Source organism: Kordiimonas sp. (assembly GCF_965216265.1).
In the GTDB taxonomy this organism is placed as follows: Bacteria; Pseudomonadota; Alphaproteobacteria; order Sphingomonadales; family Kordiimonadaceae; genus Kordiimonas.
This window is the reverse complement of sequence record NZ_OZ244153.1, coordinates 3,424,477-3,447,938: the sequence shown is the minus strand read 5'-3', so window position 1 is coordinate 3,447,938 and position 23,462 is coordinate 3,424,477. Positions and strand designations below refer to the sequence as shown.

26 protein-coding genes are annotated in these 23,462 nt (G+C 55.8%); 2 read left to right on the top strand and 24 right to left on the bottom strand.

Translation table 11 applies throughout. The features are described 5' to 3' along the window. Positions 1 to 169: 169 nt before the first annotated feature. From ettA to ACOOGA_RS15835, 6 genes are all read right to left on the bottom strand, one after another. On the bottom strand, positions 170 to 1,840 hold the full coding sequence (gene ettA / locus ACOOGA_RS15860) for an energy-dependent translational throttle protein EttA (RefSeq protein WP_417461343.1): 1,671 nt from the start codon (positions 1,838 to 1,840) through the stop codon (positions 170 to 172). Between the two features lie 107 nt (positions 1,841 to 1,947). Next, positions 1,948 to 2,358 carry a GFA family protein gene (locus tag ACOOGA_RS15855; RefSeq protein WP_417461344.1) on the bottom strand — a complete coding sequence of 137 codons (411 nt, stop codon included), beginning with the start codon at positions 2,356 to 2,358 and terminating at the stop codon, positions 1,948 to 1,950. A 15-nt stretch (positions 2,359 to 2,373) separates the two neighbouring features. Continuing rightward, positions 2,374 to 3,033: a glutathione S-transferase family protein gene (locus tag ACOOGA_RS15850; RefSeq protein ID WP_417461345.1), complete on the bottom strand. Its 660-nt coding sequence runs from the start codon at positions 3,031 to 3,033 to the stop codon at positions 2,374 to 2,376. Between the two features lie 28 nt (positions 3,034 to 3,061). Further along, positions 3,062 to 3,733: a glutathione S-transferase family protein gene (locus ACOOGA_RS15845; protein WP_417461346.1), complete on the bottom strand. Its 672-nt coding sequence runs from the start codon at positions 3,731 to 3,733 to the stop codon at positions 3,062 to 3,064. A gap of 30 nt (positions 3,734 to 3,763) precedes the next feature. After that, positions 3,764 to 4,411, bottom strand: coding sequence for a LysE/ArgO family amino acid transporter (locus tag ACOOGA_RS15840; RefSeq protein WP_417461347.1), 648 nt, complete (start codon positions 4,409 to 4,411; stop codon positions 3,764 to 3,766). 50 nt (positions 4,412 to 4,461) lie between these two features. After that, on the bottom strand, positions 4,462 to 5,343 hold the full coding sequence (locus ACOOGA_RS15835) for an EamA family transporter (protein WP_417461348.1): 882 nt from the start codon (positions 5,341 to 5,343) through the stop codon (positions 4,462 to 4,464). Between the two features lie 82 nt (positions 5,344 to 5,425). On the opposite strand from ACOOGA_RS15835, the gene ACOOGA_RS15830 reads away from it, so the two are divergent. After that, the gene (locus ACOOGA_RS15830; protein ID WP_417461664.1) at positions 5,426 to 5,926 is read left to right on the top strand and encodes a MarR family winged helix-turn-helix transcriptional regulator; all 501 of its coding nucleotides are present in this window, start codon (positions 5,426 to 5,428) and stop codon (positions 5,924 to 5,926) included. Between the two features lie 5 nt (positions 5,927 to 5,931). Here the strand turns inward: ACOOGA_RS15830 and ACOOGA_RS15825 are convergent, their stop codons facing one another. The 18 genes from ACOOGA_RS15825 to ACOOGA_RS15740 form a co-directional block, all read right to left on the bottom strand. Then, positions 5,932 to 6,918, bottom strand: a complete 987-nt coding sequence (locus ACOOGA_RS15825; protein ID WP_417461349.1) for an alpha/beta fold hydrolase — start codon at positions 6,916 to 6,918, stop codon at positions 5,932 to 5,934. Positions 6,919 to 6,930: 12 nt separating this feature from the next. Then, positions 6,931 to 8,298 (bottom strand): sodium-dependent transporter, encoded by a 1,368-nt coding sequence (locus ACOOGA_RS15820; protein WP_417461350.1) that lies wholly within the window; start codon positions 8,296 to 8,298, stop codon positions 6,931 to 6,933. A gap of 25 nt (positions 8,299 to 8,323) precedes the next feature. Next, positions 8,324 to 10,207, bottom strand: a complete 1,884-nt coding sequence (locus ACOOGA_RS15815; RefSeq protein ID WP_417461351.1) for an NAD(P)-binding protein — start codon at positions 10,205 to 10,207, stop codon at positions 8,324 to 8,326. 126 nt (positions 10,208 to 10,333) lie between these two features. Further along, complete coding sequence (locus ACOOGA_RS15810) at positions 10,334 to 10,813, bottom strand: glutathione peroxidase (protein ID WP_417461352.1); 480 nt, start codon at positions 10,811 to 10,813, stop codon at positions 10,334 to 10,336. A 68-nt stretch (positions 10,814 to 10,881) separates the two neighbouring features. After that, complete coding sequence (locus ACOOGA_RS15805; protein ID WP_417461353.1) at positions 10,882 to 11,259, bottom strand: DUF6768 family protein; 378 nt, start codon at positions 11,257 to 11,259, stop codon at positions 10,882 to 10,884. Beyond that, positions 11,256 to 11,780, bottom strand: a complete 525-nt coding sequence (locus ACOOGA_RS15800; protein ID WP_417461354.1) for an RNA polymerase sigma factor — start codon at positions 11,778 to 11,780, stop codon at positions 11,256 to 11,258. Before ACOOGA_RS15800 ends, ACOOGA_RS15805 begins: the two co-directional genes overlap by 4 nt. 67 nt (positions 11,781 to 11,847) lie before the next feature. Further along, positions 11,848 to 12,666 carry a PhzF family phenazine biosynthesis protein gene (locus ACOOGA_RS15795; RefSeq protein ID WP_417461355.1) on the bottom strand — a complete coding sequence of 273 codons (819 nt, stop codon included), beginning with the start codon at positions 12,664 to 12,666 and terminating at the stop codon, positions 11,848 to 11,850. Positions 12,667 to 12,675: 9 nt separating this feature from the next. Then, on the bottom strand, positions 12,676 to 13,032 hold the full coding sequence (locus ACOOGA_RS15790) for an ArsC family reductase (protein WP_417461356.1): 357 nt from the start codon (positions 13,030 to 13,032) through the stop codon (positions 12,676 to 12,678). After that, a complete protein-coding gene (locus tag ACOOGA_RS15785; protein WP_417461357.1) occupies positions 13,029 to 13,952 on the bottom strand; it encodes a cation diffusion facilitator family transporter in 924 nt (307 codons plus the stop codon). The genes ACOOGA_RS15790 and ACOOGA_RS15785 overlap by 4 nt, the downstream gene beginning before the upstream one ends. A 132-nt stretch (positions 13,953 to 14,084) precedes the next feature. Beyond that, the gene (locus ACOOGA_RS15780) at positions 14,085 to 14,588 is read right to left on the bottom strand and encodes an ATP F0F1 synthase subunit B (protein WP_417461358.1); all 504 of its coding nucleotides are present in this window, start codon (positions 14,586 to 14,588) and stop codon (positions 14,085 to 14,087) included. Positions 14,589 to 14,590: 2 nt separating this feature from the next. Then, positions 14,591 to 15,133: a F0F1 ATP synthase subunit B' gene (locus tag ACOOGA_RS15775; protein WP_417461359.1), complete on the bottom strand. Its 543-nt coding sequence runs from the start codon at positions 15,131 to 15,133 to the stop codon at positions 14,591 to 14,593. Positions 15,134 to 15,249: 116 nt separating this feature from the next. Further along, positions 15,250 to 15,477 carry a F0F1 ATP synthase subunit C gene (locus ACOOGA_RS15770; protein WP_417457709.1) on the bottom strand — a complete coding sequence of 76 codons (228 nt, stop codon included), beginning with the start codon at positions 15,475 to 15,477 and terminating at the stop codon, positions 15,250 to 15,252. A 70-nt stretch (positions 15,478 to 15,547) separates the two neighbouring features. Beyond that, complete coding sequence (locus tag ACOOGA_RS15765) at positions 15,548 to 16,303, bottom strand: F0F1 ATP synthase subunit A (protein ID WP_417461665.1); 756 nt, start codon at positions 16,301 to 16,303, stop codon at positions 15,548 to 15,550. Between the two features lie 37 nt (positions 16,304 to 16,340). After that, positions 16,341 to 16,685, bottom strand: a complete 345-nt coding sequence (locus tag ACOOGA_RS15760) for an AtpZ/AtpI family protein (RefSeq protein WP_420428976.1) — start codon at positions 16,683 to 16,685, stop codon at positions 16,341 to 16,343. A 174-nt stretch (positions 16,686 to 16,859) separates the two neighbouring features. Beyond that, on the bottom strand, positions 16,860 to 20,318 hold the full coding sequence (gene smc, locus ACOOGA_RS15755) for a chromosome segregation protein SMC (RefSeq protein ID WP_417461361.1): 3,459 nt from the start codon (positions 20,316 to 20,318) through the stop codon (positions 16,860 to 16,862). A gap of 68 nt (positions 20,319 to 20,386) precedes the next feature. Further along, positions 20,387 to 21,073: a DsbA family protein gene (locus tag ACOOGA_RS15750; protein ID WP_417461362.1), complete on the bottom strand. Its 687-nt coding sequence runs from the start codon at positions 21,071 to 21,073 to the stop codon at positions 20,387 to 20,389. 92 nt (positions 21,074 to 21,165) lie between these two features. Next, positions 21,166 to 21,762: a thioredoxin domain-containing protein gene (locus ACOOGA_RS15745; RefSeq protein WP_417461363.1), complete on the bottom strand. Its 597-nt coding sequence runs from the start codon at positions 21,760 to 21,762 to the stop codon at positions 21,166 to 21,168. 16 nt (positions 21,763 to 21,778) lie between these two features. Next, complete coding sequence (locus ACOOGA_RS15740) at positions 21,779 to 22,294, bottom strand: DUF721 domain-containing protein (RefSeq protein WP_417461364.1); 516 nt, start codon at positions 22,292 to 22,294, stop codon at positions 21,779 to 21,781. A 124-nt stretch (positions 22,295 to 22,418) separates the two neighbouring features. On the opposite strand from ACOOGA_RS15740, the gene mutY reads away from it, so the two are divergent. Next, the gene (gene mutY, locus ACOOGA_RS15735) at positions 22,419 to 23,462 is read left to right on the top strand and encodes an A/G-specific adenine glycosylase (protein WP_417461365.1); all 1,044 of its coding nucleotides are present in this window, start codon (positions 22,419 to 22,421) and stop codon (positions 23,460 to 23,462) included.

Genomic DNA, 23,462 nt, shown 5'->3' with positions numbered 1-23,462 from the left:
AACGCCTCCTCCCATTTCCAAGTGGTGGCTGACGACACAAACACGCCCAGCCTCATGGGAAGACAGAGAAAATGCCCATTTTGTGAATGAAAACCATGGTTTCATACCAGAGACAAAAAAATAAGGAGCCACTGAGGCCCCTTATTCATTTATCTGGACCGTCGCCAGTTTATCGTGTGAAGCGGCGGTATTTGATGCGATGAGGTTGTGTTGCATCCGCGCCAAGGCGACGCTTTTTGTCTTCTTCATACGCTTCGAAGTTACCTTCAAACCACTCAACGTGGCTGTCCCCTTCAAACGCAAGGATGTGGGTCGCAATACGGTCAAGGAAGAAGCGGTCGTGGCTGATAACCACAGCGCAACCAGCGAAGTTTTCAAGCGCTTCCTCGAGTGCCGCCAATGTTTCCGTATCAAGGTCGTTTGTCGGCTCATCGAGGAGCAGCACGTTGCCGCCTTCTTTCAGCATTTTCGCCAAATGCACCCGGTTCCGTTCACCACCAGAAAGCAGGCCAACCTTCTTCTGTTGGTCGCCGCCCTTGAAGTTGAACGCGCCAACGTAAGCCCGCGTATTCACTTCATGTTTGCCGAAGTAGAACACATCATGCCCGCCAGAGATTTCCTGCCAGACGTTTTTATTGGCATCAAGCGCATCACGGCTTTGGTCCACATAACCAAGCTGTACCGTTTCACCAACGCCGATTTCGCCTGAATCCGGCTTTTCCTGTCCGGTAATCAGCTTGAAGAGCGTGGTTTTACCCGCACCGTTTGGCCCAATCACGCCCACAATACCGCCGGGCGGCAGGCTGAAATCAAGGCCATCAAACAGAAGTTTGTCACCAAATGCCTTCGTGAGGCCCTTGGCTTCGATCACTTTGCCGCCAAGGCGGGCTGGTGGCTGGATCTTGATCTGGGCCGGGCCGGCAACGCGGTCGTGCTGTTGCTCAAGCATTTCGTCATAAGCCTTGATACGGGCTTTTGACTTGGCTTGGCGCGCTTTTGGTGATTGCCTGATCCACTCAAGCTCAGACTGCATGGCTTTTTGGCGAGCCTTGTCGGAACGCTCTTCCTGCGCCATACGCTTGGTTTTCATCTCAAGCCACGCGCTATAGTTGCCTTCAAACGGGATGCCCTGTCCTCGGTCAAGCTCAAGCACCCAGCCCACAACATTATCAAGGAAGTAACGGTCGTGAGTTACAAGGATCACACAGCCCTTATATTGCTGCAGGTGTTTCTCAAGCCACGCCACGGTTTCAGCATCAAGGTGGTTGGTCGGCTCATCGAGCAGTAGAATTTCAGGCTTCTCAAGCAACAGTTTGCAAAGCGCCACACGGCGGCGTTCACCACCTGAAAGCTTGTCGACGGACCAATCGTTTGGCGGGCAGCAAAGCGCGTCCATCGCGACTTCAGCCTGAGACTGCAGGTCCCACGCATCGGCAGCGTCGATCTGTTCCTGCAACTCACCCATACGGTTGAGGAGGTCCATGTTATCAGGGTCCATGCCATAATCGCCCGCAACCTGGTTGAACTCGTCAACCAGCGCCTGGGTTTTGGCAAGGCCTTCCATCACGTTACCAAGCACGTCTTTTTCTTCGTTCAGCTTGGGCTCCTGCGGCAGGTAGCCCACACGGATACCATCTGCAGCCCACGCTTCGCCCGCAAACTCCGTGTCATAACCCGCCATGATCTTCATCAGTGTCGATTTACCGGCACCGTTTTGACCGATAACGGCGATCTTCGCCTCCGGCATGAAGTTGAGCGAGATATTGTTCAGAACCTGCTTGCCGCCCGCATAGGTTTTGGACAGCTTTTGCATTTGGTAGACATACTGATAGGAAGCCATGAAATCGGTCCTCAAATTCGGATAAAACTTTGCGCCTGACTTAACGCAGAACAGCGGCTAGAACAAGCCGCAACCGCACAAATTAAGGGCGCAAACGTTAAATTCTGCTACTCGTCGGGAAACTGGTCATGTTTCGGCAGATGCTGGCTTAGTTCCACCCATGGCATGCGGGAACGAACATAGATATTTGCCTCCGGCTCAAACACGGGTGCTTGTTCCAGAAAGAGCGCATGGAAGTGAATTTCGCCGGGCCATTCTTCGCCTTCGAACGACACGGGGCTACCGCATTTGCCACAAAAGCGCCGCTTCACACCGGGGCTGGAGCGGTACATCTTCGGCTCTTCTGCGGTGAAACGCACAGCCGTGCGGTCAAAACCCACATATGTTGCGAATGCTGCGCTTGTAGCCTTCTGGCAACTGGGGCAATGGCAGTGGCTTGACCACAGGGGCTCAGCCACAATTTCCACCTTCACGTCACCACACAAACAGCGGCCATTATATTTTACATCATCACTCATATAGCTATTGGCCCCTTATTTGTCTTTTCCGCCAAAGAACTTGTCATAGGCTTTTTTGGTGCGCTCAAAACTGCGGGTTACAAGCGGGCTGTCTTTCATCCGGTCCCAATAATCAGCAAGCTTCTTGTTATCCCCAAAACCTTCCAGACCAAAGCGCGGCATCAAGGCGCCATACCAATAGAGGTGGGAGATCAGCGCACAATCCGCGATCGTCCAATCGTCGCCCACGGCGTACTTGCCGTCCCCCATATATTTTGAGGCATAAGCCAGCGCTTTCGGGATGTCTTCTTCCCGTGCTTTTGCAATCTCTTCATCTGTTGCGGCGCCACCGAAAGCCACGCGTCCCATGGGGCGTACAGCTTCCGCGTAATAGAGATCAAGGATGCGCGCGATGGCGCGGGCGTTTGTCGCTACCTCAAAGTCTGACGGTGTCAGGGGCGTGCCGTCAAGCTGGCGATCAAGATACTCAAGGATCACCTGTCCTTCCGTGAGCGTGCTGCCATCATCCCGAATAAGATACGGAATTTTACCCAGCGGGTGCGCTTGCCAGTGGGCTTCAGACTTGAAGCCCCCGTCCGGCATGCCGTAGTCAAGCTTGTCCATCATGCCCTTGATATCAAGGCCGATCATCACACGCTCAAAATAAGGTGATACGCTTTCGCCAACCAGTTTCATTAATCAGCCCTCCCCGTTCTGTGCAAGCCTACTGGGCTTTCGTCTTCGCCAGCCGCGACCTTAAAAACTCCAGCGACGTGGCCATGCGTCCATGGCTTCGTTTCACCGTATCAGATTCCCGCTGTTTCTCCCACCATGCTGCGAGCTTGGGGCGAGATGTGAACACATCAACATCAAAATCTTTCAGGAAAACCAGAAAGTGGAACATATGAGGGATAAGGGCCGCATCGCCGATACTGAAGGCATCACCCACCGCAAAGCGCTCGCCTGTGATATGGCTTTCAACAAGGTTAAGCCCAAGTGGCAAGCCTTCTTCAAGCGCTGCCTTGATCGCAGCTTCATCACGCACCCGGCGGGTGATGGTGCGGGCAAGCACGGAAGTTTGCGGGCCAACATAAAGGTCGATGGTGCGGCACAATAGTTTGGCACGGGCGGCATCCAGCGCATTAGCCGGCATCAGGCTTGGGCCGCCGAAGGTATCATTGAAATATTCAACGATCACCTGCCCTTCGGGAATGAAAGTGCCGTCATCAAGTGTCAGGTATGGGATTTTTCCCGTGGGGTTGGCGGCGCGCAGCTCAGGCGAACCAAAAGACCCTGGCGGCAGTGCAAGCTCAACGCGGTCAAGCGCCCCCTTCATATCAAGGGTGATGAGCGCACGTTCAAAATAGGGCGAAAGGCTGATGCCTGTCAGCTTCATGGCTTGCTCCTGATGGATTTGGTCGAAGGCCTATAGAGTCAATTGGTGCCGGACAAGCAACGCGGCAACCCCCAGCATGATAATTGTGATGATACCGTCAAGAATGCGCCAGGTTACAGGCTTTTTAAAGAGCGGCGCGGCGCGCTTAGCCCCGTACCCGACACTGTAAAACCACACGGCGGATGCAATCGTGGCCCCCACCATAAAGGCGTAACGCGCCGTATCTGTTTCATATTTCACGCTCACGCCGCCAATAAGCACCATGGTATCCACATAGGCCCAAGGGTTGAGCCAAGCAAACGCAAGCGCATGCAATACGGCCACGCGCACTGTGCCCCCCGCGGCATCCCCCGCCGAAGCATCAATGCGTTCGTCCGTTAGCGCGTCCGGGTTCATTGCAGCCTTCAGGCTTTTAAGGGCAAACCAAGTGAGAAAAGCAACACCACCCCAACCAAGCCAATAAGCGATTACGGGATAGTTTGAGAAGAAGGTGCCTACCCCCAGCACGCCAAGCGCGATCATCAAGGTATCCGAGAGGAAGGTGGTGGTTGTCACCGCCCCCACATGGCGGTGCCGAAGGCCCTGCCTGAGCACATAGAAATTTTGCGGGCCGATGGCGAGCAAAAGCCCCAAGGACACCAGAAACCCCTCAATCAACATTGGCCAATACGCCGTCACCGCAATCACTCCGACTATCAAGATCGAGCAAGCTTACTCACTTTAAGCCCTTAGTTGGAAGAAGCTTCTAGTGGCACAGGTTTCTTCACACGATGCGCATTCTGGCTCAGCCACACACTGCCAAGTACCAGCGCGACGCCTGTGAGCTCCTGCGCGCTCAGGTACTGGCCAAGGACAAACCAACCGAGCAGCACCGCCATCAAGGGGCTCAGAAACCCAAGGGACGCCACAAGCGATGACGGAAGCCTTGCGATCCCGCGGAACCACAAAAGATAGGTGAAAGCCGCGCCAATAAGGCCAAGATAAACAAAGCCGAACACATTATCGCCTGTGAGTGCGGGGAGCGGCGGTTCAAACCACAGAGCAACCGGCACCAGCAAAAGGCCACCTGCACTGAGCTGCCATGACGTAAAGGTGAGAAGCGATACAGGCGGCTGCCATTTGCGGCTCAAGACCGTACCAAACGCCATGGACACGGCGCCGCCGATGCCCGCCATAATGCCAACCACATCCCATTCCGCGCCCGGGCTGAGGATCAAAAGCGCCACACCGCCAAGCCCCACAAGGGCCGCCCCAACAGACAGCGGAAAGATGGGCGCGCCAAGCGCCATACGCGCGATGAAAATCACCATCAGGGGCTGGGTTGCCCCGACGGTTGCAGCCACACCACCCGGTAAGCGGTAAGCGGCAAGAAACAGAAACGACCAGAAGACGGAAAAGTTGAGTGCACCCAGCAGGAACACCCGGCCCCACCATTTGCCTTCAGGCAACCGCCGCACCAAGAGAAGCAGCAATAACCCGGCCGGAAGCGCCCGCAGCATGGAAACTGTGAGCGGATAACCATCCGGCAGGAACTCGGTGGTGATAAGATACGTCGACCCCCAGATGGCAGGGGCCAACGCAGTTATCAAGAGGTCCATATTTCTGTTCATCGGCTCAGCCTCGTCATTTATCTTGAAGTCAAGATAATGCATAATATCTTGACTTCAAGATATTCCCGTGAAAAAAAATCATATGGACCATGTGGACAAGATAATCGCCCAATGGACGCGCGAACGCCCAGACCTCACGCTGGAGCCCATGGCATTGATTGGCCGCATCTCACGGCTCGGGCAACACTTCTCCCGCGGCATGGGGAAAACTTTCGCAAAATATGGGTTGAACGCAGCCAGTTTTGACGTGCTGGCCACGCTGCGCCGCAGTGGCGCGCCCTTCCGCCTGTCGCCCGGTGATTTGATGGCCACGACCATGGTTAGCTCCGGCACCATGACCAACAGGATTGACCAGCTGGCTAAGGAAGGTTTGGTGGAACGGGTCAAAAACCCGGATGACGGCCGGGGTTTCCTGATCTCGCTTACGGACAAGGGCTTTGCGCTCGTTGACGGTATGCTCAAGGACCATATCGCAACCCAGTTGGCATTAACCGCTGATTTGACCGGCGATGAACTGGAGGCGCTCAGCAAGCTGCTGCAGGCCTATCTCTCCCGCATTGAGGACGCTTCGAAAGGCTCCTGAGCTGACTAGATTTTAGCTATCCAGGCCATGATCGCCGCGTTCACGTCTGCCGCGCGCTCCTGCTGGCTCCAATGCCCGCACCCCTTAAGGTCAACGCGGGTATAGTTTTCGCACATACCAGCCATGGGCTCCGCAATCGCGGGTGGGCACGCCCGGTCAAGGTCCGCAGTGATCATCAGGCAGGGCAATGTTAATTTGGGCAGTTTGCCGTCCACCAGGAAACGCCGCTGGTCCTGCCAATTAGCGGTAAAATTCCTGTACCAGTGCAACGCTCCGGTGAAACCGTTTTTCTCAAACGTCTTGGCATAAACCGCCGTTTCCTTGTCCGATAGCAGCTGTTCTCCGCCCCATGCGTCCGGCCCCATCTCGAGAAGACCAAGAAGGTCGAGGCTTTTTTCCTCAAACGGCACGTCCTTTTTTTCCGGTTTTCCCTTGTTGGGCTTACGCAAGAAAAACTTGAACGTCTGCATCAGATCTCGCTCAAGAATTGGCTCACACGCCCCTTCTGTCTGGAAGCGCACGATATACATGTCGTCGCCGAACCGGGCGCGAAACATCTCAATCGGGTCCATGGGATAGTGGGGCAGAAGCGGCACATTAAGCCCCGCGCAGCCAAGCAACCGTTCCGGCATATAAAAAGGCAACGACCACAGGATAATCGCGCCCCAGTCGTGCCCCACAAAGACGGCCTTCTCAATGCCGTAGTGATCAAGAAGCCCTTTAAGGTCATCCGTCAGCTTCTGCATGGTATATTCCGCCGCGCCTTCCGGCGCGCTTGAGACACCATACCCGCGTTGGTCCGGGGCAAAAACCGGGTGGCCAGCTTCCGAGAACGCGGTCATCTGCGCACGCCAGCTGTAGGCAATCTCAGGGAAGCCGTGCAGGAAAACAATCGGCGGTTTGCTGGCCGCGCTAACCTCTGGCCCCATACGGTAAACACCGATGGTCACACCGTTTGTGGTTACCATTTCCGGTGTGGGCCAGTCTGTCATTCTCTTCCCCTGTTAGCTGAGCATTGCCCCGATAAACAGAGCCGCGATTGCTGCCGGTGCCACAAAACGCATGACCCCGTACCAAAGAGTAAATAGGCCCCCTTCTTTCATCGGCAAGGCTGCGCGCACATCACCCCGTTTCAGCGCCCAACCAATGATCAGACAGTAAGCCAGCCCGGAAAAAGGCATCACAATGTTACTTACTCCTTCACGGATCAGCTGGAACGGCGTCATACCGTCAAGGCCTATTGCGGCCAGCGGGTAAAAATCACGCCAATCGGCAAATGACATGATGGTCAGAAGGCTGACGGTCACTACCGTGAAGGCCATCACGGCAGCAGACGGGCCACGGCGGAAACCGGCTTCTTCAAGCCGCGCCACGGTGGGTGACAGTAGCGAAATTGACGATGTCACGGCCGCAAACGTCAACAGCAGGAAAAAGGCGAACGCCACAAAAGCGCCGCCCGGCAGGTCTGAGAAAATAAGCGGTAGTGTCATGAACACAAGGCCAGGTCCAGCGGCTGCATCAACACCACTTGCAAACACCAGCGGGAAGATCGCGAGGCCCGCAGCCAACGCCACGAACAGATCAGCTGCCAAAATCCACAAGGTCGCGCGCGGCATGTTCACATCATCCCCCATGTAGGAGCCATATGTCATGATGCCGCCAACACCCACACCAAGGGTGAAAAACGCCTGCCCAACAGCATCCAGAAACAGCCTTGGGCCAAACTGCATGTCGTGAAAACCGAAGAGGAAATCCACCGCTGACGACATATCCCCGATCTGGCCCGCGTAAACTACAAGGCCAAGCAGCATAAGGAAAAGGATAGGCATCAGGATTTTCCCGGCACCTTCAAGCCCCGTGCGGATATCAAAAGATACGATAATGGCCGTTGCTGTCATGAAGGCCGCTGACCAGAAGGTCATCATCAAGGGGGCATCGCGAAACGAAGCATCGAGCCCGACCACGGCATCCTCAGCCCAGCCTTCAAAACCACCCTGAAGCGCCACAAGGCCATAGTACATACCCTGCCCGGCAATCACCGCGTAGAAGCTAAGCACAAGGATGGTGCTTAAGAGCCCCATCCACGCCACACCCTGCCACGGCAGGTGCGCCTTGGCCCCTTCACGCAGCTTCTTCATAGCATTGGGTGGACTTGCCTTGCCCATGCGGCCAATCAACAGTTCCGCCATAAAGGCGGGGCCTGCCACAAAGGCCAGCGCGAGCAGATAAATGAGAACAAAACCGCCACCACCGTTGGCCCCGGCAACATAGGTGAAGCCCCATATGTTACCAAGCCCGATGGCCGAACCTGCGGTTACAATGATAAACGCCAGCCGTGACGTGAACGACGGGTGTGCCCCCTTCGCCTGCATGGATCGTCTCTCCCCCGAGATATGTCTAGCCGTACAGTTCCCCAACCGCACGGATGGCGGCATCAACCGCACCATTGACATAAGCGTATGCTGAACTGTCGGAATTGGCGATGGCTAATTTGCCGACTTTCTTTCGCGCCGCAATATGGGGGCCTTTTTCCGGGCTCCAATCACCATCAAAAAGCTCATTATATTCATAGGCATAACCGTGAGGCCATCGGTTGACCGTAATGCCCGCGATGTCGCGCTCCGCATCAAAACCGTATGGGCCCATGGCATCGGTCAACTCACGCACGATGGCCTCTTCAAAGTCCTCAAAGCTCAGGCCGTACATCTCATAGCGCCCCGCTTTGTGTTGCTCGCGCGCGATAAGGCCGGGAGCCGTTGGCACATAGGTCATGTGCAGCAATATAGGATCGTCAGGCGAGGCCGCGAAATTATAGCCCCCCATGCTGACCGGGAAATCGAGCGAATAGTTTGAGAACATACTGCCGGGCGACAGCACATGGTGCACGCCTGCGGCCTTGAACGCCCGCCAGTTCCTGAGCGCCACATTGATATAAGCAAGCGGTACCTTTTCCGGCCAATCAAGCGCCTCGCGCTGCTCTTCAGGGAGTTCAGGCATAATAAACGGCAGAATATGATTATAACACGCCATAATACCCGCACGGGCCTCAACGCGCTCTACCTTGCCGTCGCGCACATAGGTGGCCTCAACACCAGCATCCGTGTTGCGCGCTTCCACCACCGTACTTGAAAGACGAACACGCACGTTGTTTTCAGCGAGGTCCAACCGGTCATAATGCACTCGTGCGTTTACCTCGGCCTCCATGCTCTCTGCCTCAAGCGCATTTGGGATCAGCGTGGCGACCGCAAGCCGGGCCACGCCCGCGTTGCCATCCGGGAAATGGAAGATATAAGGCTCATCCGTCTGATAGGGCTTCGGCACAGACTGCGGGTCAATCCCCAGCCCCAATGTACCGCCCTGACCGAGGCGCAGCGCCTCAAGGCCCGAGATCGCATCCCATCCCACACCCCAAAGGCCGGTCATCTCGTTGCGCATCAACAAAAGCGCCTCTTCTTCAAGCCCGCCAAACTCCTGCATGCAATGCTCGTAAGAATGGTTGCGGAGGAACTCGATCTTCTCACCCTCCGGCATATCGGATAGCCAATTCGGTTGCTCCATCAGCCAGCGATGCATGGCTTGTTGTTGCCTGGCGGATATGGGGAGGCTTGCGATAACTTCTGCGAGGCGCGCTTTGTCCTCTTCGTCATAGGCAGCCCAAACACCGTAGCTGGCACCCGCGCGCATCAATTTGCTGCCCTCATAGGTTTCCGCGTCCGGGTGCACCCCGGCACCAAGCCCGGCCCGCTCATAAAAGCTCTGGTCAAAATAGCGGTAGAATTTTTCGGTCTCGATACCCAGCGTTTCGAGGAAAGCACGGCTACCTTCGCTATACCTGCCGGGCGCCTCGATGGTCTGGCTACCGCCATAGCCGATCAGCTTCTTGCCGTCGACATCAAACTCGTTACGCTTGGCATGGCCACCAAAATCGTCGTGGTTATCGAGAATAAGGATGCGGGCATCAGACCCCAGTTTTTCCTGCGCCAGCACAGCACTCGCAAGGCCGCTGATACCGCCCCCCACGATCACCAGATCATAAAGGCCGTCCTTGCGGGTATCAGGCCGCTCAAACGTCTGTCCCTCCCACGAGATCGCGTGCGCAACCTCAAAGCTGCCCACGTGACTACCGCGCATACCCATTTTGGCGGGCGGATAGGTCCAGGCACCGTCAGATGGCACAAGCCCCTGCGCCATCGCACGTGCGGGTGACATGCCTGCAGCCAACCCCACAAGCGCAACACCACCCAGAAAATCGCGTCTACTGATGCCCTTAAGCTTGGACATAACCACCCCTCTTATTCCACACAAAAGGCCCTACCCCTAGCGCCCTTGACGCAAGAGCTTATCTGAGAACCGAGGTAGACAAAAGCAAAAATGTGATCACATTATGAGGCTTGTGGATGGCAGCCTTTAAAGCAGCGCTTCGATATGTTTGCGGATCGCTTCGGGTTTGTCGGTGGGGGCGAAGCGTTTCACCACTTTGCCGTCCTTGTTCACCAGAAACTTGGTGAAGTTCCATTTGATGCGCTTGGACCCCAGCACGCCCTTTTTTTCAGCTTTCAGGTGCTTATACAGGGGGGCCGCCCCCTCACCGTTCACGTCTATTTTTGCGAACATCGGGAAGCTGACACCATAGTTGATCTGGCAAAACTCACCGATCTCATCGTTGCTGCCCGGGTCCTGCTTGCCAAACTGGTTGCACGGAAACCCGAGGATGATGAGCCCCTTGTCCTTGAGGTCTTTATAAAGCGTCTCGAGCCCCTCAAACTGCGGTGTGAAACCACATTTGGACGCTGTGTTGACGATGAGCATGACCTTGCCCTTGTATGCGCTCAGGTCTTCTGCTTTCCCGTTCAAACGATCGCAGGTGAAATCATGTACGGTTGTCATCGGTTCTCTCCCTCTCAGCTTGCCCTATCAAACTAGTGCAAGCCGCAGGATAAGCAAATGCCAGCCGACTATTTCAGTCGTGCCGCCAAATGTGCCACAGCAATCTCGAGCCGCTTCACTTCGCGCATCATGGAAGCCCGGTTCATCTCCATCCATTGCCACTCTTTGAGCGCTACCTGCGGCGCAAGCGCAAACAAAGTGCAGAACCCCCAGAAGATGCGATCGTCACCTGTCGCAGCGGTGAAAAACTCATAGCCGCACCAAACCAGGAGCGCCGTGAACACAAAAACAAATACACCCGTAGCCCATACCCAGCGCCGCATGCTGCCTTTCCATGCAGCCGCCACCATATCGGGCAAACCGCCCTCTTTCGCCAGCAGTTCATCGATCTCCGATGTTTCCTTCTCAAGCTCGTTTTTGATCATTTCATCCAAATTTGCCATCATTCTTCTCCTGACATTTGCTGCCGCAGGTGCTCACGCGCCCGGAACAGTCTGGACTTTACAGTACCCACAGGGACCGCGAGCACGGCTGCGATCTCGGTGAGTTTCATTTCTTCAAGGTAAAACAGAACCAGCGTCACCCGCGCTTCATCGGGGAGCAGCCTGATATGCGCGCCAAGTTGTGTGGACGTGGCAAGCTCGGGGCTTTCGTCCACACTCCCCACCTCTGCTTCCTCAAGCGGTTGGTGCACATCACCGCGCTTGCGCACAAGGTCCGTGATGCGCCATCTCACTGTACGGTACATCCACACACGAAACGCGCGGGGGTCTTCAAGTTTTTTGAGGGTGGTGGTAAGCGATATCCACGCTTCCTGCACCGCATCAAAAGCAAGCTGCTCATCACCACAAAGGCGGAAGGCAAAACGCCGAAGCGGCGGATTATAATGCCCGTAAAGCACACCAAATGCCCGGCTATCACCAGCTTGGGCCTTCAGTACCAGCAAATCTTCTTCCGCACGGTGCATGGGTTTTGCATCCTCCTTCTTCCCTTAGGACGCAAAACAGGCGGGAAAGGTTCGCGCGGGCGCAGGATTAATCAGGCAGGCACATAGTACCCGAGATAACCTCAACCGCATAACCCGCGATCAGAACACGGCCACCCGCGACCTCAAGCCACAGATCACCACTTCGCGGAGACACTTGCCGGGCGCGCAACGTATTCTTCCCAAACACCTTGGCCCAGTAGGGCGCAGACACACAGTGGGCTGAGCCTGTTACCGGGTCTTCCGGGATGCCGTGGTTGGGGAAAAAACAGCGGGATACAAAATCGATATCCCCCTCACCTTTTGCTGTGGCGATAAAACCAAATGGCGCAAACTGCCTTAATGCGTGAAGGTCTGGCGTCAGTGCTTCAACGTCTGCCGCACACACGTAAACCAACAGCAGGTCTCTGTCGCCCTTATCGCTTTTCAGTACGGCATCAGGCTCGCGCCCCATAGCAGCCCCCAGCCCGCTTGGGCACGGGAAAGGCGCTGGTGCATAGTTCGGGAAATCAAGGCACAGCTTGCCGTCCGCCTGCCGCATCACCGTCATGGTGCCCGATCGGGTTTCAAACACCACAGCGCCAGCATCAGTTTCCAGATGCGTGAATACGACATGGGCGCTCGCGAGTGTTGCGTGGCCGCAAATCTCCACCTCCACAGTGGGGGTGAACCAACGCAGGTCATAGTGGGCAGCGCCGCCGTCACGCCGCATGATAAAGGCGGTTTCGGCAAGGTTATTTTCCGCGGCGATCTGCTGCATCACCCCATCATCAGGGAAGCTTGGCAGCACACACACGGCCGCCGGGTTGCCCGCAAATGGCTGGCTGGTGAATGCATCAACCTGATAAAAAGGTATATCGCGCACCATATTGCCTTTCTAGGCTTTCAACCACGCTCTCAGGGCATCCATATCCTTCGCTGCGAAGCCAAGACGGTAGTCACCGCCCTTCTCCCATACCGGGCGCTTGATCAAAGCCTCATTCGCCAGCATAAGCGCGCAGGCCTTAGCACTGTCCACATCAGCTTTCTCAGCCTCGCTCAGCTTGCGCCAGGTGGTGCCGCGAGTGTTCAGCACCGCTTCAAAGCCCAGTGCGTCCACAAAGCGCGCCACAAGCGCTGCATCAATACCGTCGGCCCTGAAATCATGGAAGCGATGCTCCAGCCCTTCGGCCTCAAGCCACTTGCGGGCCTTTTTTACTGTGTCGCAGTTTTTAATGCCATAAATAGTAATCATTTAAACTCCTCCAGCTTGCCCAGCTCCTGCACCGTCAGCTCATCAGAGCCCTGGCTTGGCGGGTCCATATGGATAAAGATCTCTGTATCAGGGTAAACTTCCCCGAGGGTGGCTTCCACCTCATCGGCAATAATATGCGCTGCTGCCACCGTCATGGTGCCCGGCACCTCAATATGCATCTGAATGAAGCGGTCCCGGCCCGACGATCTTGTTTTGAGTTCGTGCAGTCCAAGGACGTCAGGGTTTGCCATCACGATATTGAAGATACATTCGCGCTCACTATCATCAAATTCCTTGTCCATCAGCATGTCGATGGCAGGGCGCGCAATATCATAAGCACCAAAGATAATGTAACCGCCAATCAGCAGACCAAAAATGCCGTCCGCGTACAGGAAACCTGAGCCCGCTATCAACGTGGAGCCGATAACTGCAGCGTTCAGGAGCAGGTCGCCCTTATAGTGCAAATGGTCCCCGGCGATCGCGAGCGAGCCTGTGCGTTTCACCACATAGCTCTGGAAAATCACCAGACAGAGCGACAGGGCAATAGCAAGGCCAGAGGCTGCAATGATCATATCCGAGCGCATAGGCGGCACAGGTTCCCATATCCGGCTGATGGATTCGAGGATCAGGTAAACCGCAGACCCGGTCATCACCGCCGCCTGAAAAAGGCCCGCCAGGGCTTCTGCTTTACCATGGCCAAACCGGTGGTCGTCATCAGCCGGGATAAGCGCCACGCGCACCGCAAACATGGTGACGAGAGACGCCGCCAGATCAAGTGTCGAATCCGTAAGCGATCCCAGCATCGCGACCGAGCCGGAAAACCACCATGCAACAGCCTTGGCAATGACCAGCGTGCTCGCAACGGTGATTGCGGCCCAAGTGGCCATCTTCATCAATTTTCCAGCCTGGTCTTTTGTCACAACTTCATGCTCCACAATGTTGCAAGCATGGGTATCCGATAGCCGTCGCTGCGCCAAGAAAAAACGCCCCGCCAAATAGGCGGAGCGTCTTAGAACTCAGAACGTAAAAATATACTCAGAACTTGTAAAACTCTAGTGCAGCTTCTCTTCAACACCGGCAATCGCACGATCAACAAGCGCGCCGCCTTCTTTGCCTTTGAGCTTGTCTGCAATCACTGCAGACGCTGCAGCCACCGCCGCATTCACGGCAACAGCTTTAACTTCTTTCACTGCACTGGCTTCAGCCTGTGCAATTTTTTCTTCTGCTGCGCGGGTCCGACGAGCAGCCATGGCTTCGATATCGGCTTTCGCCTCTTTCGCCATGATCTTCGCGTCTTCCTTCGCTTGCGCAACCATATCCGCAGCTTCTTTTTCAGCGTCGCGTTGTTTGCGCTGGTACTCGCTCAGAAGTTTTTCAGCTTCTTCACGCAGCTGTTGTGCTTCCTCAAGCTGAGCCTTGATAACAGCAGAACGCTCGTCGAGCATGGCACCAATTTTCTTGTGTGCCTTGCCCCAGATTGCGCCGCCAACAAACACAGCGAATGAACCTGCAACCCAGAAGGTTGGATCCATGTAAAAGGGTACACCAGATGCCATCTTTATGCTCCCTTCACGTCGGCCAGAGCTGCCTTGACAGCCTTGCCTGTGTCTGCCGCGTCCACGTCAACACCCGCCAGCTTGGTCACCATTTCAGCGGCAACTTCGCTTGCAACAGCGTCGATATCGGCAAGAGCCTGCTTACGAGCCTTGGCGATGTTGGCTTCAGCTTCAGCAGCTTTTGCACCCAACTTCGCGTCAAGTTCAGCCTGTGCTTTCGCGATGTCAGCTTTAATGCTGTCTTTCGCGCTCAGGATTGTCTCTTGGGCTTTACGGCGAGCTTCAACAACAGAAACCTCATACGCGTTTTTCACGTCTTCCGCTTCACGGCGAAGACGCTCAGCAGTATCAAGGTCTGTAGCAATGCGCTCTTCACGTTCTTCCAGAACCTTGGTCACCCGCGGCAATGCCATGCGCGACACGATAATGAAGAGAACGACAAAGCTCAGGAGCAACCAGACGAGCTGGGTCTCGAATGTCGTGGCGTCGAACTGTGGAAGTCCACCTTGTCCAGCGGCCGCCACTTCAGTTTGCGTTTCTGCCATAGCCTGTCTCAATCGCTTTAGAAGACCATACAGCACCTAAGCACCCCATGGTCAATCACTGTTGCCCCGGCAAATCCCTAAAGGCCCAGCCGGGGCCAACCTTCAACTCTTGTAGATTAAACTACGAAGAGAAGCAGGATAGCGATCAGAAGGGCAAAAATCGCGAGGGCTTCAGTCAGTGCGAAGCCAAGGAGCAGGTTGCCGAACACTTTAGGAGCAGCAGACGGGTTGCGAAGTGCGCCCGACAGGAAGCTACCGAAGATGTTACCAAGGCCAATACCAACACCAGCAAGTGCGAGGGTTGCAATACCAGCACCGATCATTTTTGCAGCTTGAACGTCCATTTTTCTCGTTTCCTTCGTTTATGAGAAGATTTGGATTATCTCTAAGTTTAACTTTGTCTTTGCCTGTAGCCTAGTGCGCAGGATGCAGGGCATCATGCAGATAGATACAGGAAAGAATGGCAAATACATAGGCCTGCAGGAACGCCACCAGGAGTTCCAGACCTGTAAGGAAGATGTTGAATGCGAACGGGAAGATCGCCCCAAACACGCCGAGCGCACCAGCAGCACCAAGGCTGACGACGAAACCGGCAAACACTTTCAGCATAATGTGGCCCGCCATCATGTTGGCGAACAGACGCACCGACAGGCTGATCGGACGTGTGAAGTAGCTCAGCACTTCAACAGGAATGATCAGCAGGTAAAGCGGTGCAGGCACACCAGACGGTGCAAAAAGCTTCAGGAAACCAAGGCCGTGCTTATAAAAGCCCAGAATGGTAACACCAAGGAACACAACAAGCGCGAGCGCAAGCGTCACGATGATGTGGCTGGTGATGGTGAAGCTATAAGGCAACATGCCGGCGAGGTTGCCACCCAGCACAAACATGAAAAGTGTAAAAATGAAGGGAAAGAACTGTTTGCCGTCACGGCCAACATTCTCTTTCACCATATTGGCGACAAATTCGTAGGCCATTTCGACCATGGACTGCCAGCGACCCGGCACCAGCGCGCTTTTGCGCATGCCACCCACAAGAAATGTGGTCAGTGCGGTCACTACAAGTACCATCCAAAGGGAGCTGTTGGTAAAGGAAGCATCAACACCAGCAACTTGCATTTCTGCGTAGGAATTGATTTTAAACTGCTCAAGAGGTCCTGCCACGGCTACCATCTCTTTTTTTATGCCACCCGCTTTATGCGGATCGCGGTCAATCTTTGTCGGCCCCTTTGGCCGGCTCAACCTTCTCTTCGGCGCTCATGGCCTCGTTTTGCATTCGCATGGCATCCCGGATCACATTCCGGATACCTGCACCAAAACCAAGCAGCAAAAAGAGGATCAGAAGAACTGGCGATGTTCCAAGCCATTCATCCAGATTAATGCCGACCATCAGTCCTACGACCACGCCAACTACCAGATGAATACCCATTGCAAAAGCCCTACCCATGGGTGAAGGAGCATCATCGTCTCCATCGTTCCACAGCCTCTTTTGCCGGGCCTGGTTCAATCGCGTTTCGAGGGACTTCAGGGCCGGGTCTCGATCTTCGTTACCCATCGCCATCCACCTCTCGTCAAACCGCGTCTGACCTACGTTTTTGCCGGGCCTCTCCCCCATAAGGGAAGCGCCATAAAAGGCGCCTGCAACATAGTGAACGCCCTACCCCGTGTCAAGAACCAATAAAAATTAGTTAACTTATTGTTTTATAAAGATTTTATGAGAAATCTTTCACTAACCTGCTTCGCGCATTTCTGCCGCGCGCTCAAGGTCAACCGAGACAAGCGTCGAAATTCCCCGTTCCGCCATTGTCACACCAAACAGGCGCTTCATTCTGGCCATGGATACCGCGTTGTGGGTCACAATCAGGAAACGGGTATCGGTGCGGTCGATCATCTCATCCAGGAGATTACAGAAACGTTCCACGTTTGCATCGTCAAGCGGCGCATCCACCTCATCCAACACGCAAATCGGTGCCGGATTGGTGATAAACACCGCAAATATAAGGGAAAGTGCCGTTAGCGCCTGCTCTCCACCCGAGAGCAGCGAGAGCGCCTGCAGCTTCTTGCCCGGCGGGCTTGCAAAAATCTCAAGTCCTGCATCAAGCGGGTCATCGGATTCGGTCAACTCCAGATGCGCTTCACCGCCACCAAACAGGCTTTTGAACAATTCGCCAAAGTGATTGTTCACCACCTCAAAAGCACTTAGAAGCCGCGCGCGCCCTTCCTTGTTCAGGCTGGAAATCGCCTGCCTGAGCCGCGCAATGGCATTCTCAAGGTCAGCGCGTTCCCCCGTCAGGTGCGCAAGTTGTTCTTCGATTTCAGTGAGTTCTTCATCTGCGCGCAGGTTAACGGCCCCAAGGCGGTCCCGCTCGCGTTTCAACTTCTCAAGCTTGCTTTCCAGCACCATGGCTTCGGGCAAACTATCGCTCGCTTCAAGACCGACTTTCTCGAGAAGGTGCGTGGGTGCGCACTCAAACCGCTCACCAATCTGGCCGGCGATATCCTTGCGGCGGCTGACGGCATTTTCAACAGCAGCTTCCGCCCTGATCTGCCGCTCACGGCTTTCTGCCTGAGCTTCGCTGGTTTCCTTGAGCGCCTTGTCCTTCTCCGCCAGGCTGGTTTCGGCAGCGCGCAACTTCTCACTTGTCTCAGCCCGCGCTTTATCTGCAATCGCTATCTGATCCAGAAGCGCCTGCCGGCGATTCTCGATATCTTCAGGGCTGGCTTCAGCGGCAGAAAGCTGCTTTTTTGTGTCCTGTTGCCGCTCATCAAGCGCTGCGAGCTGTTTGGCAGCACTTTTAACCCTTAGCTCCCACGCGCCCGATTCGGTACGGATAGCGCTAAGCCTGTCATTCCGTACTTCTGCCTCACGCCGCAAGCTATCATAGGCCGCCCGCGCGGTACTCAGTTCAGTGCGCAATCCTTCCACGCGGGAACGCAGTGCCTGCAGTTCGCCCTCGAGTTTTGCGTTCTCCGGCAGGGCAGCGACTTTCTCATCAATAGCGGCTTGCCTGCCTAGGGTCTCTTTCTCCTCTTCCTGAAGGCGCGCGAGCGTATCCTTCAGCATCGTGACCTTGCTGGCCCGCTTGCTTGCTTCCTGTTCCGCGGTCACAAGGCTACGCCGTGCGTCTGCAAGTGCTCTTTCTGCAGCCTGCCGAATGTCCCGCTGTGCTTGCTCTGCCTCACGTGCTTTTTGGTGTGCCTCAGCGGCAACCTCCGCACTTTTGGCGGCTTTATCTGCGGCGGCCGTTGCTTCTGTCAGTTGTTTTTGAAGTGCGCTCAGCCGGTTCTTGCGCTCTAACCGTACCGCCGCTTCCGAGGGTGCCCCCGCCCGCTGGCAGAAACCATCCCAGCGCCAGAGCGCCCCGTCTTTCGAGACCAGCACCTGTCCTGGTAATAGCTGGCTAGCGGCCCGGTCACCGTCTGCACCGTCTTTCAAAAGGCCCGTGAAGGTCAGCCTGCGGCCAAGTGCTTTTGGTGCCTCTACATGCGCTGTGACGGCCTCAACACCCTCAGGCCATGAAGGGGCGTCAAGCGCATCCCTTGTTGCCCAGAAACGGAGCTCACTGTCGGCAAGACCTGCTTCCGCGTCGTCACCGAGTGCTGCACCAACGGCTTGCTCGAAACCCGGCGCGGCTCGTACATCTGCGGCAACAGGCGCTGTGTCACCCTTGCTGCTGTCTGCCACCATGCGCTCAAGGCTGGCCACCTCGCCGGTCAGAGATTTGGCTCGTCCTTCATGCTCAGAGCGGATCGCGTCAGCATCATTGCGGCCCGCACGCGCCTGTTGGGTTGCGGCTTCCGCTGCCTGCAACGCCTCACCCGCATGAGCCAATCGTTCCTCCTCCTTCGCGACAGCGCTTTCCGCAGCCTTTAGGGCCGAAAGCACATCGTCAGCGGCGGTCATTGCATCAAGCTCACGCCCCAGGCGTTCCTGCTCGGCCTGCAGTTGCGAAGTGCGGCGAGCAATCGCCAGCTTGTCGCTTTCAAGGCTGGAGCGCCGGGCACGCGCCTGCGCCGCCTGCTCAGACAGCACATCAAATTCCGATTCGGCACCACTCGCGGCTTTGGCGGATGTATCCAGCCGCTCTCGCGCTTCAACCTCAGATGCTTTTTCGCTATCCCGCGCAGCTTCAAGTCGTGTGCGTTCCGTCCCCAACCGATCAACAGCTGCCTTGGCGTCGTTGGCGATCTCTTGCTCACGTTCCCGGTCGGCGGCGATTTGTTCAAGTGCTGCCCTCAAGCCTGCCGCAGTTTGCTTACGCCGCTCAGCCTCAGCTTCCAGATTTTCGCGTTCAATGGTCAGGCGCTGCAGGCGGGCTGCGGCTTCCGCGTCAGCCTCCCTCAGCGGCGGCAGGGCGGCTGCGACCTCGGTTTGCTCCCTGGAAAGCTTTGCGACGATCTCGGCAACCTGACCGGTGGTTTTCTCCGCCTCACGAAGCGTGCGTTCCAGCGTGATAACCTCTTCAGAGGCAAGCCGCCATTTCAGGTACAGAAGACTCGCTTCCGCCTGCCTGATATCACCAGATATACTGCGGTAGCGCACTGCCTGTTTGGCCTGACGCTTCAGGCTTTGCACCTGCGCTTCCATGGCCTGAATAACATCCTGCAGGCGCGTGAGATTGCCCTCGGCACCGCGCAGACGGCTTTCCGCTTCCTTGCGGCGGGTGTGCAGGCCGGAAATGCCTGCAGCTTCTTCCAAAATCGCGCGTCTGTCTTGCGGTTTGGCGTTGATCAGGCTGCCGATCCGGCCCTGACTGACGAGCGCCGGTGAGTGTGCGCCCGTGGCAGCGTCCGCAAACAACAGCTGCACGTCTTTCTGGCGCACGTCTCTGCCATTGATTCGGTAAGCAGAGCCGCTTTCGCGCTCAATGCGGCGCGTGACCTCAATCGTATCTTCTTCGTTATAATCTGCGGGGGCGGATCGGTCCTGATTATCGATAACCAGCGTGACCTCGGCCATGTTGCGCGGGGAGCGCTTGTCGGTGCCCGCAAAGATCACATCGTCCATGCCAGACCCACGCAAAGACTTGGCGCGGTTTTCGCCCATCACCCAGCGTATAGCTTCAAGAAGGTTGGATTTTCCGCAGCCGTTCGGACCCACAACGCCGGTCAGGCCGCGCTCGATATGAAGCTCGGTCGGATCGACGAAGGATTTAAACCCCGATAATCGCAGTCGCGAGAAACGCATGGCTGCGTAACACTCCCCCTTTCAGCAAAGCGGCACCAGTCCCCACAAGTGCCGCTTTGAAGCGACCCCTAGCTGGCGTCGCCGATTGCTTTGTCTATCGTCTCGATAAGGTCTTCAAATGTTGTGAACTCCATGCGCTCACCCTCAACGAAGAAACTTGGCGTCGAGTTGACCCCATAATCCTCTGACGCAGTTTTGGTCAGCGCCATAAGGTGGCGGTGCATGTCCTTGTCATTCACGCAGCGGTCAAACTGTGTGCGGCTGATACCAACCCGGCGCGCAAGTGACGCCAGCTCATCCACCGGCTTCTCAGACCGCGCCCAGTCATACTGACGCGCGAAAAATACGCTCATGAGCTTTTGCGTTACTTCCTGGTTGCCGCAGCGGGCAGCGGCAGAAGCCGTCAGGTCAACCCTGTTCATGATATAGTTGCGATACAGGAGTTTCACCTTGCCCGTTTCAATGTATTTTTTCTTGAAGTCCGGGAAATATTCTTTGGCAAATGTTGCACAGTGCGGGCATGTCAAAGACGCATATTCAACGATCGTTACCGGAGCGTTTGGATCACCGTAAACGATGTCACCCCATGTGCCTTCACGGTCTGCGGCGTCAACCACAGTGGCTTCCGCCACACCTTCAACGGTTACCGCCTCACCTGACCCGTTTTCTGACGAGTTTTCGCCACAGGCCGCAAGCGTCAAAAGCGCCGCTGCGCCAATCATGCGAAAACCAAATCCGTATTTGTTGTAGCTCATAATGTCCTCACCCACTATATATTGTGTTTACATCGCAAAAAGCGGGCTGACGAGTCTTTTTTGACCCACACCCTGCCCGCTTAACCTTCATCTTATTTTGCTGCGTCGATCGCTTCCTTAAGCTCATCATAGGAATGAGCATGCACCTTCGCACCGTTTACAAGCACCCAAGGCACCGAATTGATTTCATAGGTCTCAATGCCGACCGTCCGCATCTCAACGATGTGCTCCTGCAGGCCACGGTCGGAAACACATTCACCAAGCGCTTGCTCGCTCACACCGGCTTCGCCCGCGATTTCCGCCATTGTGGCGTATGGGTTTTCCGAGGTCATCCATTCTTTCTGGCGCTCAAAAAACGCAGCGATCATCGCCTTGGTGTCTTCCGGCTTTGTGGTGCAGCGGCTGATGGCAGCAACAGCCATGTCATAACGGTCCCGCACAAAGTTGCGAAACACGAAGCGTACCTTGCCCGTATCGATATACTCGGCCTTCAGTTGCGGGAACACATCGGTGGCAAACTCACCACAATGCGGGCAGGTGAATGAGCCATATTCGATCACTTCAACCGGCGCGGTTTTTTCGCCATAAGTGATCTCACCCCGGAGGCCCAGTGCGGTTTCGTCTTGCGCCCACACCATTTGCGGTACTGCGAACAACACCATCGCCATCATTATCTGTTTAAAGCTCATAGTTTCCCATCCTGATTTACTGATCTTTTTTTGTGCCGGAGAACACATATTCTCCCAAACTTTTAACCGCTTGCCTGAGCGGGCTCAACTCTCCTTGGCCCACAAGTGTGTCCAAATTCCGGGCAACCTCGGGCGCGAGCGGCTTTTTCTCAAGCAGTGGCTTGTTCCGAGAGACAGGTAACGGCCCCTGCTTCACTTCCAGCTTGGCCACCGCGCGGTAGCCAAAAAAGCTGTTCACCATCTCGATCACGCGCTCGGCCTTGTGGCTAAGAAGCGGTGCAAAAGCCGATTCACAACGCACCTGCAACGTCGCGCCCATGCGCTCACCACGCGGGAACCTCAAATTCACCGGGAGTGTGCTGGCCGCCAGCTCAGGCCCCACAATATGAGCCCAGCGGGTCACCACCTCAATTTGCGCAAACCCTTTCGCCCGCATGGCAGGCGACATCAACGCCCGCGCAACATTGGATGCACTATCGGCACGCCAACGACGGTCAGATTTAACAGCATTTTTTGATGGTTTCCGTGCCAAAGGGTTGGCTCCCTCAATCCTACAAAGCATATTGCTTGCAACTCGGCAGCGCTACGCTATGGTCCTGTGCTACCTGATGGCCCTGCCCCGGGCAAGAACAAAGCGAACCCTTCAAAGCCTTGTGATGACCTCAACAGCTTCTGCACTTCTAGATTGGTATGACAGCAACCGGCGCACCCTGCCTTGGCGGGCAATGCCGGGCGTGAAGCCTGACCCCTATCATGTGTGGCTGTCTGAGGTGATGCTGCAGCAAACCACGGTCGCAACAGTGAAGGGGTATTTCGCCAAGTTTCTGGCAAGATGGCCGCATGTGAACGCGCTGGCCGCTGCACCGCTTGAAGATGTGCTGAACGAATGGGCTGGCCTCGGTTATTATGCCCGCGCCCGCAACCTGCACAAATGCGCACAGGCGGTCAGCACAGACCACAGCGGGCACTTCCCCACCACGGAAACCGCGCTGCGTGCCTTACCCGGTATTGGTGATTATACGGCGGCGGCCATCGCGGCTATCGCCTTTGACGAACGCGCTGTTGTGGTGGACGGCAATGTGGAACGTGTGGTCAGCCGGCTTTTCCGTGTTGAGGAAGCTCTGCCAAGCGCAAAAAAAACCATCAAAGCGAGAACGGACGAGATAACACCGCCCGCACGCGCCGGTGACTTTGCCCAGGCGATGATGGATCTGGGCTCCGGCGTCTGTACCCCAAAGAACCCAAAGTGCCTGCTGTGCCCGCTCAACCGTATTTGTCTGGCGAAAGCCGAAGGCGATATGGAACGCTTCCCCATAAAGGCACCGAAGAAGCTGAAACCTACACGGCGAGCTGTATCCTTCTGGCTGGTGCATGACGGGCATGTGCTTCTGGAACGCCGCCCCCCTAAAGGGCTTTTGGGAGGCATGCCGGGGCTTTTCTCAAGCCCATGGCTTGAGCGCGCCGATATCCCGCAAAAAAGCGAGTGGCTGCAGCACGCACCAACCGAGGACTATTGGAAACCGCTAGACGGCATCGCAAAACACACTTTCACGCACTTTCACTTGGAAACACAGCTAATAGCGGCAAAAGCGAGCCACCGGCACAATATTGAAGACGGGTTCTGGTATGAGGCAGACCGGCTTGACGAAGCTGGCCTGCCAACGGTGTTTAAAAAGATCGTAGCCCTCGCACAATCCTGA